Raw genomic sequence first — 11,731 nt, 5'->3', positions numbered from 1 at the left:
AGTCGTCGTAGCGGGAGCTCGAGGACGACGATCTCTGGAGAGCGGATCCGGCGGACGGGGGGGGTCAGGCGGTGCGCAGGGGCGTGCGGCGGGTCGCGGACCACCAGAGCACCGCGCCGCCGAGGACGACGGCGCTGCACAGGGCCATGACGGTGCGCGGCTCGAGGAGCAGGATCCCGAGCGAGACCAGGGCCTGGCTGAGGGCGATCGCGAGCATGGCGATCATGGTGTCGACGGCGAAGACGCGGCCGCGCAGGTCGTTCGCGGTGATCGACTGCAGGCCGTAGCCGCTGAGACTCGCGTTCATGCTGCCGCCGATGTGGGCCAGCAGGACGAGGGCGATCGCGAGGACGACCGAGGTGCTGATCGACACCAGGGCGTAGCCGAGGCCGAAGAGGAGCACGGCGGCGACGATCCCGCCGCGCAGGTCGGGCGAGCGCTCCGCCGCGAACCGCGCGACGCGGGGCCCGATCACGGCGCCGACGCCGCGCGCGGCGAAGAGGAGACTCGCGGCGACGGCGGGGTCCGCCGCCATCGTCAGAGAGAGCGCCGGGAAGAGCGCGATGGCGCCGTTGCCGAGGTGGCTGCCGGGCTTCGCCAGCAGGAGGGCCGGGATCCGCCGGTCGGAGCGGCAGAAGGCGGCGACCTCGCGGACGTCGCGGGCGAACCGGGCGAGGCCTCCGCGGCGGCCGGCCTCGCGACCGGCCCCTCGCCCCGCCCCGCGCTCGGTGCCGCGCGCCGCGGGCAGGCCGAGCAGCAGCAGCGCGGAGAACCCGTAGGCGCCGGCGGTGATCGCGAAGCAGAAGTACGGCGAGACGAGGGCGGAGGCGATGCCGCCCAGGGAGGCGCCGAGCGCGAGCATCACTCCCCAGACCGAGTTCAGCCCGGTGCTCGCGACGAGCAGGCTCTCCCGCGGCACGATCTGCGGGACGATCGCGTTCACCGCCGGGGTGAAGAACGCCTTGCCCGCCGCGAGCAGCGCGAAGGTGAGCACCGCGAGCCACGCGGTCGCCGCCGACTGCAGCAGGAACAGCGGCAGCACGGCGAGCGCCGACCCCGCCTGCGCGGCGACCAGCACCGTGCGGCGCGACGTGCGGTCGACGAGCCCGCCGGCCCAGAGCGGGAGCACGGCGATGACCGCGGTCTCGGCCGCGAGCAGCAGCGCGCCGAGGGCGCCGTCGCCGGTGAGGCGCTGGAGCAGGACGATCAGCGGGATCATCGTGAACCAGTCGCCGCCCTGGCTGACGATCTGGGCGAGGAAGACGCGGCGGTAGTCCGGGTTCGCCCGCAGGATCCGCCGGACGCTCTCGCGCGCGGTCGTCATCGCGGCGGGGTCCGTCCGGTCGGTCGTCGGGCGTCTCCGTCGGTGTCGGTGGGGTGCGGCCGGAGCTCGACGGCGAGAGTGAGCACGCTCCCGGTGCCGAGCTCCAGGCGGTGGACGCCGCTCGGGAGGGAGCGCAGCCTGGGGACGCAGACCTCGGCGAGGATCGAGCGCGTGCCGAGGACGGTCCGCTTCTGCTCCGAGCGCAGGACCAGCTCGGTCGAGAGGGTCGCGTTCACGATCTGGCAGCAGTCGGCCGGCACGGTGACGACGCGGCCCGGCTCGGTGCAGATCAGGACGACGCCGACGTCCGTGCGGAGCAGGAGCACGCCGTCCCGGTCGCTCTCGCGGTGGGCGCCGGCGCCGTGGTGCAGGAGCGCGCGGTACCAGCGGTGCACGCGGAGGAGGCAGACGCGCTGGCCCGGATCGAGCGCGGTGAGGTCGCGTCCCCAGGCGGGGACTCCCCCGGCGACCATCCGCAGTGCGATGACGCACACCTCGGCGGGCGACGCCGAGCGGGGGAAGGTCTGGTAGTCGTTCAGCCCCGGCATCCCCCGGGCCTGGAGGTAGTCCATCCGCACCAGGTTGGTCCGCGACGCGTACGGGGAGTCGCCGCCGCGCACGACCGAGCCGAGCCCGGCGATGGCGGCGGTGGCGTGGTCCTGCTTCATCTCGACGACGACCGGCCGCGGCTGCGCCTCGGTGATCGCCGCGCACTCGGCGAGGACGCGGTGCAGTCCGACGATCGTCGAGCCGAGGTCGTGCGCGTGCACGGGGGACTCGCACTCCTCGGACGGCAGCCCGTCGAAGAGGTCGTACGTCACGCCGTCGAAGGGGTGGCGCCGGAAGAGGTCCCGCACGACGTCGACCATGACCCGCCGGGCGCGCTCGCTGCGGAAGCACAGCGAGGAGAACATCGCCGGGTTCAGGATCGGGGCGCCGTGCGCGTCCTGGACGAGGAGGTCGCCGACCCGCCCGAAGGCCGCGGAGGCGGGACCGACGGCGTGCGGGGCGCACCAGATGATCACCCGGCTGCCGAGCGCGTGGATCGACTCGATCAGCCACGGCAGGTCCGGGTACTTGACCGGATCGGGGGTCCAGTCGCCGATGTCCATCGGCACGTCGTCGCTCGAGTCCCGTCCGCGGCCGAACCAGCCGTCGTCGATGACGATGTTCGGGATCCCCAGCTCCGCGGCGAGGCGGGCGTTCCGCAGGACGAGCTCCTGCGTGACGTGCTCGGAGCTCCAGTCGACCCCGGTGCACCAGTGGGGCTCGAGCGCCTCGGGGCGGGTGGAGCAGCGCACGTCCAGGGCCAGCCGCTCGCAGGCGGAGAACCGCCGCAGCACCGAGCGCCAGTCGGCGTGCTGCGACGCGGGGAGGACGGCGATCCAGAACCGGTGCACGGCCTCGCCGTCGTCACCGGCCTCCGCGGTGTCGGCGAGGTGGAGCAGCGTGAACTCCACCCGGAGCCGGCGGAAGTGCACGTTCAGCGCCCGGTTCGAGGCGGGCTCGTGCAGGGTGATGTCCATCTCCGCGGGCGCGGCGATCACGCCCACGCCGCTGGCGCCGCCGCCGAGCCGCTCGAAGACGTAGACCGGCGTCTTCAGCGAGTTCGCGCGGACCTGCAGGTCGCCGCTGAAGCGCCACGCGGAGACGGGGTGGCTGCTGTTCATGTGCCAGCGGCCCGTGTCCGGGACGACGACGTGGTCGAGGGTGTCGAGGGTCGTCGTGTAGACGACGCTCACGTCGCGCAGCTCGGGGCGGGCGGGCAGGCGGACCTCGAGCAGCTCGTCCGCGGCGCCGGTGAACCGCCAGCCCGTCGGGACGGGAGTGCTGTCCGCGACGACGAGGCGGCCGTCGCCGGTCGCGACCAGCACGGCGCGGAATCCGACGGACGTCCCGTCGAGGCGCCGGGCACGGACCTCGACGCTGCCGGCCGCGGTATGCCGGGCCGTGCTGTCGCTGGATCCCACGGTGTGCTGCTTCCTTCGTCGGCGGTGCCCGGCGGAGTCGGCGGTGCCGCGGTGGTCCGTGACCGTTCACGGAGCGCAGGGCCGCCTCGTACCGCGACACGGTGATCCGCGCCGTTGCAGGCATGGTGACGTTAGCATCCGAGCGCGCGCGATGAGTACCCGGGGGTTCGGGGAGGGGCGCCGCGGGGACGGGGCGCCGGCGTCGGTGTCGGGGCGCCGGTGTCGGGAGGGCGGTGTCGGGAGGGCGGGCGATCCCGGCCCGGGGTCAGCGCGCGGTCGCGACGATGTCGCGGAGGGCCTCGCCGAGGTCGGGGTGGGCGAAGGCGAAGCCGGCCTCCTCGAGGCGGCCGGGGACGACCCAGCGGCTCTTGAGCAGCAGCTCGGACTCGGTGCGCAGGGCGAAGGTCGCCGGCTCGAGGACGAAGCGCGGGGCGGGCAGGCCGATCCGCCGGCCGACCGCGGCGCGCAGCAGGCGGGAGAGCTCGGTGTTGTCGCTGGGGTTCGGCGCGGCGACGTTCACGGGGCCGTCGAGGGGCTGCTCCTCCAAGAAAAGGACCGAGCGGTACACGTCCTCGACGTGGATCCAGCTGAAGTGCTGGCGTCCGTGGGTGGGGCGGTACTCGTGGTGCACGCCGGCCGCGCGCCGGGCGCGGGTGGCGGGCCAGCGGCCGTCGAACTGCGGGCCGCCGAGGCCGAGGCGGGCGAGCTTCAGCAGGATGCCGGTGGCCGGGCCGTCGCCGAGCACGATCGTCATCCGCAGGGCGAGGCGGCGGACGCCGGGGGTCTCGCCGGCGAAGAACGCCTTCTCCCAGGCGCGTGCGACGTCGACGGAGAAGCCCTCGCCGAGCACGCCGTCCTGCTCGGTGTTGGCGCGCTCCTCCTCGTGGCGGTAGATGGTGGCCGTGCTCGCGTTCATCCAGACGGGAGGCGGGGTCGCGGCGGCCGCGACGGCGCGGTGCAGCTCCTGCGTGGTGTCGATCCGGGAGCGCAGGATCTCGGCGCGGTTGGCCGGGGTGTAGCGGCAGTCGACGCTCTTGCCGGCCAGGTTGACGAGGAGGCGGGCGCCGTCGAGGGCCCGCGTGATCGCGGTGGTGTCGCCCCAGCGGGCGTCGGGGCCGGAGCGGCCGATCCGGCGGACGGTCCAGCCGTCGGCCTCGAAGCGGCGGGCGAGGTCGGTGCCGAGGAAGCCGCTCGCTCCGGCGAGGACGACGACGGGGCGCGCGGGGTCGGGCATGCGTTCATCGTGCCGCATGGCGGGGGTTCGTCGCGGCTCCGGATCCTCAGTGCTTGCGGGCCGCCGCCAGCGCGCCGGCGAGGCGCTCCGGGAAGCCGGGCGGGACGTCCTCGGGCAGGGCGTCGACCGGCCACCAGGCCAGGGCGTCGCTCTCGTCGCTGACGGCGAAGGGCTCCTCGGGGTCGGCGATCGCGCCGTAGCCGATGTCCCAGTGGGTGCTGCAGCGGCCGAAGCCGCCGCCGAGGCCGTGCCGGTCGAGGTCGAGCGGGACGTCGCCGAGCAGGGTGAGGGCTGCCAGGCCGCTCTCCTCGCGGGCCTCGCGCTCCGCGGCGACGGGGACGGAGGCGTCGGCCGCCTCGACGTGCCCGCCGAGCTGCACCCAGAACCGGCCCTTGCGGTGGTAGCAGAGCAGGACCCGGTCGAGGCCGGGCGAGAGCACGAAGCAGCTCGCGGTGACGTGCTCGGGGCCGCCGCCGCGCTCGAGTGCCGCGTCGCCGTGCTCCGCGAGGAAGGCGAGGTACTCGTCCCGGAGCCCGGCGAGCGCCGCGGGCGCCGCCCACTCCGCCAGCTCACTGCTCAGCCTGCCGGCACGCGCGTTCTCCACCCGCACGAGCGTAGGCGAGGGCCTCCTCCCGCGGTGCGCGTGCGGCCGCAGTCCGCGAGATGCCACTTATGAGGGCGACACGCCGAGGCAGGGGCTCATAAGTGGCATCTCGCGGGGAGGGCCGGGGTGAGAGTGCGGCCACAGTCCGCGAGATGCCGGTTCGGTACGCGACACGCCGAGTGAGGCGTACCCAAGCGGCATCTCGCGGGGAGGGTGCCCGTGCGGCCGCAGTCCGCGAGATGCCACTTACGAGGGCGACACGCCGAGGCGGGGGCTCATAAGTGGCATCTCGCGGGAGGGGGGTCAGACGGCCAGGCCCGAGAGGCCCTCGCGGTCGACGCGGCGGTGGAAGCGCATGCCGGCGAGGCCGCCGAGGACGGCGCCGACCAGGGAGACGACCAGGGCGGCGAGGACGGTCACGATCGCGGTGACGGTGGCGTCGCCCGCGTCGAGCGGGATCTGCGGGAAGCCGCTGACGGCGGAGAGGATCTGGCTGCCTCCGGTGAGCGCGGAGACGATGCCGACGACGATCGCCACGACGACGGCCCAGGCCCAGACCGCGACGCCCTGCTTGGCGCCGCTGAAGCGGGCCATCCGGCCGGCGACGTAGCCGCCGGAGTAGTAGGCGACGAGGAGGATCACGAGCAGCGCGATCGCGCCGACCCAGCCGAAGGCGGCGGGGTCCGCGGCCAGGTCCGCCGTGACGTCCTGCGTGCCGACGACGGCCGCGCCGATCGCGGTGACCAGGGCGGTGAGGATGACCGCGAGGCCGGTCGCGGCGAGCCAGCCGAAGAAGGCGCAGCCGACCTTGAGGCCGCCGAAGCGATCCTTCTCGCGCTGGTGGATGTCCTTGCGGGCGGCGGTGCGGGCCTTCGCGGCCTCGGCGGAGTCGGGATCGACGGGGGCGCGGTGCGCGGCGGGCTGGTCGTCGGGGGCGGTGGTCGCGGTGGCGCCCGTGCTGCTCGAGGCGGTGCTCGTCGTGTCGAAGCGGGCGGTCGCGTCGTGGTCGGCGCCGCTCGGCTCGCTGCGGAAGCGGTCGCTGCGGTCGGGACCGGTGCTGTCGGAGCCGGGGCCCCGATCGGTGGGCGTGCTCATGTCGGCCTCCTCGTGCGCCCCGGTGCGGAGCGTCGGCTCAGTCAACTCCCCGGCGGCTCCCGGTGTCTCGGGCTTGACGGCGCGGATCGACGGGCGGCTCGGGTGCCGGTGGGGTCGTCGCCTCCTGCTGATCGAGTAGCCCGCGGAGCGGGCGTATCGAGATCCACCGTGGTCAGCATGCGGGGTCTGCAGAGTCCGACTTCTGATCACGGTCGGTCTCGATACGCCCCTTCGGGCTACTCGACCAGCATGGGTGCGCTTCGGGGCTACTCGACCAGCATGGGGGCGCTTCGGGGCTACTCGACCAGCATGTTCGCGCACGACCACGCTCGGCGCGGCCGAACGGGCGTCAACCCCGTTCCGCCGCGCGGCGGGAGCGGCTTGCATGGGGAGACCGACCCACGACGAGAGGGAGCATCATGACTCCGGAATCCCCTGAGCAGACCCCGCCCGGTACCGAGGCCGAGCTGACGCCGAAGGCCGACCACGGCGAGACCAGCTACCGCGGCTCCGACCGCCTGCGCGGCAAGGTCGCCCTGGTCACCGGCGCCGACAGCGGCATCGGCAAGGCCGTCGCGATCGCGTTCGCCCGCGAGGGCGCCGACGTCGCGATCTCGTACCTGAACGAGCACGAGGACGCCGAGGACACCGCGAAGTGGGTGCGCGAGGCCGGCCGCGAGGCGCTGCTCCTCCCCGGCGACCTGCAGGACCCGGCGCACTGCCGCTCCGTCGTCGCCGAGACCGTCGAGAAGCTCGGCCACCTCGAGGTGCTCGTCAGCAACGCGGCGTTCCAGATGAGCCGCGAGGAGGTCACCGACATCCCCGACGAGGAGTGGGACCGCACCATCGCGACCAACATCAGCGCCTACTTCCACCTGGTCAAGTCCGCGCTGCCGCACCTGAAGAGCGGCGCCTCGATCATCGCGACGAGCTCGGTGCAGTCCGACCAGCCGTCGTACCAGCTGCTGCCCTACGCGGCGACGAAGGCCGCGATGCTCAGCATGACCGCCTCGCTCGCGCAGGCCCTCGGCGAGAAGGGGATCCGCGCGAACGCGGTCGCCCCCGGCCCGATCTGGACCCCGCTGATCCCGGCGACCATGCCGCCGGAGGCCGTCGCCTCGTTCGGCGAGCAGGTCCCGCTCGGCCGCCCCGGCCAGCCCGCCGAGGTCGCGCACGCCTACGTGCTGCTCGCCTCGGACGACGCCAGCTACATGAGCGGCTCGACGATCGCCGTCACCGGCGGGAAGCCGATCCTCTGAGCACCGCCACGCGGAGCCTCCGGAGCGCCGCTCACCCGCAGGAACGTGCGGTAGGTTCCCGCGGGTGAGCGTCCACATCCGCAGCATCGAGACGGCCGTCCCGCCCACGGTCCTGCACCAGCCGGAGCTCCGCGACCTCTTCGCCGCGCAGCCCGCCGTCACCCGCCTCGGCTCGCGGCTGATCGGCGCGGCCTTCAACGCCTCGGGGATCGACACCCGGCACACGGTCGTCGACGAGCTGGACGGCGAGGAGCGCCACGGCGAGAGCACCTTCTACGACGCCCGCTCCGGCCTCCTGCTCGATCCGGGCACGGCCGCGCGCAACGCCGTCTACACGGCCCGCGCTCCGGAGCTGTTCGCGCAGGCGGCCCGGCGCGCGCTCGAGGCGGCCGGCTTCGCGCCGGACGAGGTCACGCACGTGGTCACCGTCTCCTGCACCGGCTTCTACGCGCCCGGTCCCGACTACCAGCTGGTCCGCGCGCTCGGGCTGCGGGTCTCGACGCAGCGCTTCCACCTCGGCTTCATGGGCTGCTACGGCGCCTTCCCCGGGCTCCGCGCCGCGCGCGCGTTCTGCGAGGCCCACCCGTCGGCCGTCGTGCTGGTCGTCGCGGCGGAGCTCTGCAGCATCCACCTGACCAGCTCGAGCGACGCGGAGCAGATCGTCGCCACCTCCGTCTTCGCCGACGGGGCCGCCGCCGCCGTCGTCACGGCCCGCGCACCCGAGCCGGGTACCGCGGTGCTCGACATCGACGAGCTCGACACGACCCTCACCCCCGAGGGCGAGGACGAGATGGCCTGGACGATCGGCGACCACGGCTTCACCATGCGGCTGAGCACCTACGTGCCGTCCATCATCGGCACGAACATCACCGCCGCGCTCGAGCCGATGCTCGGCCTCGGCGGGGTCGGCGCCGCGGACGTGCAGCGCTGGGCCGTGCACCCGGGCGGCCGGAGCATCCTCGACCGCGTGCAGTCGGCGATCGGCCTCTCGGACGAGCAGATGCGGCCCTCGCGCGAGGTGCTGCGGACGGTCGGGAACATGTCGAGCGCGACCGTGCTGTTCATCCTCCGCCGGCTGCTGCACGGCGAGGCGGCCGACGGCGAGCGGATCGGCGCGATGGCGTTCGGACCCGGGCTGACCGTCGAGATGGCGCTGCTGACCAAGCGCGGCGGGGCGTGAGCGCCCACGCGCCGCTCGTCCCCGACCTCCGGCACCGGGAGACGGACGCGCAGGAGCTGATGGACGACCCGTCCTGCGACCGCGCGCTGCTCGACGCGACCTACGCGCGGTTCGGCACGGTGAACCGTCTCGTCTCCGGCTGGCGGCGGCTCTACCGGACCCGGCTGCGCCCGCTGTTCCGGAGCGAGGAGCCCCTGCGGCTGCTCGACATCGGCTCGGGCGGCGGCGACATCGCGCGCTCGCTCGCCGACTGGGCACACGCGGACGGGCTGCGGCTCGCGATCACCGCGATCGATCCGGACGAGCGGGCGTTCGCCTTCGCGACATCGACGCCGGCGCCGGCCGGGCTCGAGTTCCGGCGGGCGAGCAGCGCCGAGCTGGTGGCCGAGGGTGCGCAGTACGACATCGTGACGTCGAACCACCTGCTGCACCACCTGCCGCCGGAGTCTCTCCGCGCGCTGCTCGAGGACAGCGAGCGGCTCGCTCCGCGCGCGCTGCACAACGACATCGAGCGCTCGCGGCTGGCGTACACCGCGTACGCGGCGGCGACCCGGCCGATCGCGGCGGGGTCGTTCCTGCACTACGACGGGTCGCTGTCGGTGCGGCGGAGCTACACGGCGCCGGAGCTGCGCGTGCTGGCGCCCGAGGGCTGGCGCGTGGAGCGGGCGGCGCCGTACCGGCTGCTGCTGGCGCGCGGGTAGTGCGCGCTCGGGGCCGCGCGGCCGGGGTCACGCGTGGTCGGATTGCTGCCCCGGAGCCGGCGGCGGAGCGGGAGCGGGTCGTGCCCGCCGGCCGGCGGAGCGCGGGCTAGCGGTGGGGGCGCTCGACGTCGTCGCCGGGCGTGCGCTCGTCGGGGCCGTGCGAGCGGCGGTACTGCCAGCCGGCGAGGGCGAGGATCAGCACGCCGCAGAGGACGGTGATGATGTCCGGCACGGAGACCCCGTCGCCGAGCGAGCTGATGCCGGCGCCGAGGAGCAGGACGCCGCCGATGAGGTAGAAGATGACTCGCGTTTTCATGGCCTCGTCGCTTTCGTCCGCCGGAACAGGCCCTGCGATGCTACCCGGTCGCGCCGGACGGAGGCCGGGCGCGGTCCTCGCTGCGGGGGACGTCCTCCGGCACGCGGGGTCGCCTCCGGCACGTCGGAATGCGCCGAGATCGCGAGCCCGGGGTGGAATCGCGAGCCGAACGTCCCCGTGCGCGCGAGCTCCGGCACGCGGAAACACCTCCGGCACGCTGGAATGCGCCGAGATCGCGAGCCCAGGGCGGAAGCGCGAGCCGAACGTCCGAGCAGAGGGCGTCCGGGACGCGAGAGGGTCACCTCGTCAGGGTGGACGCTCCATGCTGATCGAGCAGCCCACGCAGAGGACGTATCGAGATCCACCCGCGTCGAGAGGACGAGTCTGCAGACCCACCCTGCTGGGGACGGTGGGTCTCGATACGCCCCTGCGGGGCTACTCGACCAGCATGAGGTTCGCAGAGGCCCTCGGCGAGAGGTCGGCACCCCCTGCGGGGCTACTCGACCAGCATGCGGGCGAAGCGGCCCCCGGCTAGGGGGCGCGGCCCGGGCTGTCAATGGGGCATCGGCGTGTCTCCCCGCCGATTCCGCGTGGAGGGGCTCCACCGGTTACCGTCCCCGAGGAGCTGTCCGCCGTGGGCGGCTCGCACTGACGAAGGGCGCCCGTGGCCACGCTGACCTATGGACCGCAGAATCTCGAGATCGAGTTCGAGGAGCGGGTGCTCGCCCACCTCAAGGTCGCCGTGCTGTCGAAGCTGCGGCGCAACGAGGCCTTCTCGCTCTCCTGGACCGCGGACGCCTCCACCGGCCACGGCCGCAGCTCGGTCTGGCTGCACCCGTCGGTGCCGCTGCACTTCCGCTTCGCCGAGACGCACCAGCCCAAGCTCAACCGCGCGTGGATCGAGCAGATGCTGAGCGTCGCGAGCATGCACGGCGAGCTGTCCGTCCTCCCGGAGCCCGAGGAGACGCGTCAGGGCTCCTGACCCCGCCGCCTTCTCCCCCGAGACCGGATCCGTCAACCCCACCCCCCGTCCCAGGGTCGCGTCGTAGCGTCTGAGGACAGTGACCGGGCGGTTCTCCGTCGGTCGCGACCACGGACGGAGACGACGATGACCGATACCGCGCGAGCAGTCGCAGCACCCACCCTGACCGGGACGGGAGGCTCCCTCCGCAAGGACGAGCCGATCGCCGTCCGCCACGCGCCCGATTCCGCCTCCACCGCCTCCCAGCCCGTGCTCGGCTGCCGGATCGACGTGAGCGGCCGGATCTTCACGGTCGAGCTCGAGATGGCCGGTGTCTTCCTGCGGCAGGTGCGCCGTACGCTCCGCGACGGGGACAGTGCGCTCGTCCTTCTGCGTCACGTCGACGGGATCGAGATGATCCCCTTCACCCGTGCGACGCCGTTCGAGGTCTCGGACATCGTCTGCCCCGAGGGCGTCGAGCCCGCGCAGGCACGGATCGCCGAGGGGCTGCGCGCCCGCTAGAACCGCCGCGGCGCGGGGTCGATCCCGCGCCGCCGTTCGATCGGATCCGCGCAGCCGCCGCGATCAGGCGGGGAGCGACGCCTCGATCAGCTGGACGATCCGCGGGTCGTCGGGCTCGACCGTCGGGCGGAAGCGATGCACGGTGCCGTCGGCGGTGATCAGGAACTTCTCGAAGTTCCACTTCACCTTGCCGGCCTTGCCCGCCTCGTCCTCGGTCTTGGTCAACTCCGCGTAGAGCGGGTGCGCCGAGCGGCCGTTGACCTTGACCTTCTCGAACATCGGGAACGTGACGCCCCAAGTGGTCGAGCAGTACTCCTTGATCTTGTCGGAGTCGCTGAGCTCCTGCAGGAACTGGTTGCTCGGGAAGCCGAGCACCGTGAAGCCGCGGTCGCCGTACTGCTTCTGCAGCGCCTCGAGCTTCTCGTACTGCGGGGCGAGGCCGCAGCGGGAGGCGACGTTGACGATGAGCTTCACCGGCGCGTAGTCGGCGAGCGTCGACGTGGATCCGTCGATCGTGGTGAGCGGGATGTCGGTGATCGTCTCGGGCACGGGGCTCCTTGTCGAG

12 protein-coding genes are annotated in these 11,731 nt (G+C 73.7%); 5 read left to right on the top strand and 7 right to left on the bottom strand.

The window, feature by feature from the left end; translation table 11 throughout:
* Positions 1-64: 64 nt before the first annotated feature.
* The 5 genes from EDF43_RS09980 to EDF43_RS09960 all read right to left on the bottom strand — a co-directional run bounded on the left by EDF43_RS09980 (position 65) and on the right by EDF43_RS09960 (position 6,227).
* Positions 65-1,324: an MFS transporter gene (locus EDF43_RS09980; RefSeq protein WP_132436555.1), complete on the bottom strand. Its 1,260-nt coding sequence runs from the start codon at positions 1,322-1,324 to the stop codon at positions 65-67.
* Entirely contained in the window at positions 1,321-3,294 is a 1,974-nt protein-coding gene (locus tag EDF43_RS09975) for an alpha-galactosidase (protein WP_132436553.1), read from the bottom strand. The genes EDF43_RS09980 and EDF43_RS09975 overlap by 4 nt, the downstream gene beginning before the upstream one ends.
* Before the next feature lie 265 nt (positions 3,295-3,559).
* Complete coding sequence (locus EDF43_RS09970; RefSeq protein WP_132436551.1) at positions 3,560-4,528, bottom strand: DUF1731 domain-containing protein; 969 nt, start codon at positions 4,526-4,528, stop codon at positions 3,560-3,562.
* Positions 4,529-4,574: 46 nt separating this feature from the next.
* On the bottom strand, positions 4,575-5,132 hold the full coding sequence (locus EDF43_RS09965) for an NUDIX domain-containing protein (protein ID WP_165909067.1): 558 nt from the start codon (positions 5,130-5,132) through the stop codon (positions 4,575-4,577).
* A 303-nt stretch (positions 5,133-5,435) separates the two neighbouring features.
* Entirely contained in the window at positions 5,436-6,227 is a 792-nt protein-coding gene (locus EDF43_RS09960) for a hypothetical protein (RefSeq protein ID WP_123737658.1), read from the bottom strand.
* Between the two features lie 419 nt (positions 6,228-6,646).
* On the opposite strand from EDF43_RS09960, the gene EDF43_RS09955 reads away from it, so the two are divergent.
* From EDF43_RS09955 to EDF43_RS09945, 3 genes are all read left to right on the top strand, one after another.
* Positions 6,647-7,486: an SDR family oxidoreductase gene (locus EDF43_RS09955; protein WP_127887746.1), complete on the top strand. Its 840-nt coding sequence runs from the start codon at positions 6,647-6,649 to the stop codon at positions 7,484-7,486.
* A gap of 64 nt (positions 7,487-7,550) precedes the next feature.
* Positions 7,551-8,666, top strand: a complete 1,116-nt coding sequence (locus EDF43_RS09950; RefSeq protein WP_132436550.1) for a 3-oxoacyl-[acyl-carrier-protein] synthase III C-terminal domain-containing protein — start codon at positions 7,551-7,553, stop codon at positions 8,664-8,666.
* Positions 8,663-9,367 carry a methyltransferase domain-containing protein gene (locus tag EDF43_RS09945; RefSeq protein WP_243582171.1) on the top strand — a complete coding sequence of 235 codons (705 nt, stop codon included), beginning with the start codon at positions 8,663-8,665 and terminating at the stop codon, positions 9,365-9,367. Before EDF43_RS09950 ends, EDF43_RS09945 begins: the two co-directional genes overlap by 4 nt.
* 106 nt (positions 9,368-9,473) lie before the next feature.
* Here the strand turns inward: EDF43_RS09945 and EDF43_RS09940 are convergent, their stop codons facing one another.
* Positions 9,474-9,683, bottom strand: coding sequence for a hypothetical protein (locus tag EDF43_RS09940; protein ID WP_123706287.1), 210 nt, complete (start codon positions 9,681-9,683; stop codon positions 9,474-9,476).
* Positions 9,684-10,347: 664 nt separating this feature from the next.
* Here EDF43_RS09940 and EDF43_RS09935 point away from each other — a divergent pair.
* Together EDF43_RS09935 and EDF43_RS09930 are read left to right on the top strand one after the other, a co-directional pair.
* Positions 10,348-10,665 carry a hypothetical protein gene (locus EDF43_RS09935; protein ID WP_243646271.1) on the top strand — a complete coding sequence of 106 codons (318 nt, stop codon included), beginning with the start codon at positions 10,348-10,350 and terminating at the stop codon, positions 10,663-10,665.
* A 126-nt stretch (positions 10,666-10,791) separates the two neighbouring features.
* The gene (locus EDF43_RS09930; RefSeq protein ID WP_132436548.1) at positions 10,792-11,166 is read left to right on the top strand and encodes a hypothetical protein; all 375 of its coding nucleotides are present in this window, start codon (positions 10,792-10,794) and stop codon (positions 11,164-11,166) included.
* Between the two features lie 63 nt (positions 11,167-11,229).
* Here EDF43_RS09930 and EDF43_RS09925 read toward each other — a convergent pair whose 3' ends face one another.
* Positions 11,230-11,715, bottom strand: a complete 486-nt coding sequence (locus EDF43_RS09925; RefSeq protein ID WP_243582172.1) for a glutathione peroxidase — start codon at positions 11,713-11,715, stop codon at positions 11,230-11,232.
* Positions 11,716-11,731 lie beyond the last annotated feature (16 nt).

The organism is Rathayibacter sp. PhB179 (assembly GCF_004345345.1).
Taxonomy (GTDB): domain Bacteria; phylum Actinomycetota; class Actinomycetes; order Actinomycetales; family Microbacteriaceae; genus Rathayibacter; species Rathayibacter festucae.
This window is presented reverse-complemented; position numbering and strand designations above follow the sequence as displayed.